Source organism: Rhodoferax sp. U2-2l, assembly GCF_020594515.1.
Taxonomy (GTDB): Bacteria; Pseudomonadota; Gammaproteobacteria; order Burkholderiales; family Burkholderiaceae_C; genus Rhodoferax.
The window spans coordinates 1-295 of sequence record NZ_JAJCTH010000044.1 but is presented as its reverse complement, the minus strand read 5'-3'; the positions used below and the strand labels follow the sequence as shown (position 1 = coordinate 295).

Here is a 295-nt window from a genome sequence, read left to right as displayed (position 1 = left end):
AAATGAAACGGATCGGTGAAGATGTGGCCGAGAAGCTGGACTACCAGCCCGGTGTCTTCAGTGTGCAGCGCCACATCCGTGGCAAATGGGTCTGTGCCCAGTGCCAAACGCTGATCCAGGCCCCGGTAGACGCTCACATCATCGACAAAGGCATTCCCACCACGGGTTTGCTGGCCCAGGTGCTGGTGGCCAAGTTTGCTGACCATCTGCCCTTGTACCGCCAAGAGGCCATCTTTGGTCGTGCTGGTGTAGCCATACCGCGCTCCACACTGGGCGCCTGGGTGGGCAGTTGTGG

The 295-nt window shown here is 60.0% G+C and carries 1 protein-coding gene; it reads left to right on the top strand.

Annotation, left to right across the window (positions count from 1 at the left end; translation table 11 throughout):
- The coding region (locus tag LHU53_RS19930; protein ID WP_227334468.1) for a transposase at positions 1–295 on the top strand (295 nt) is incomplete at both ends.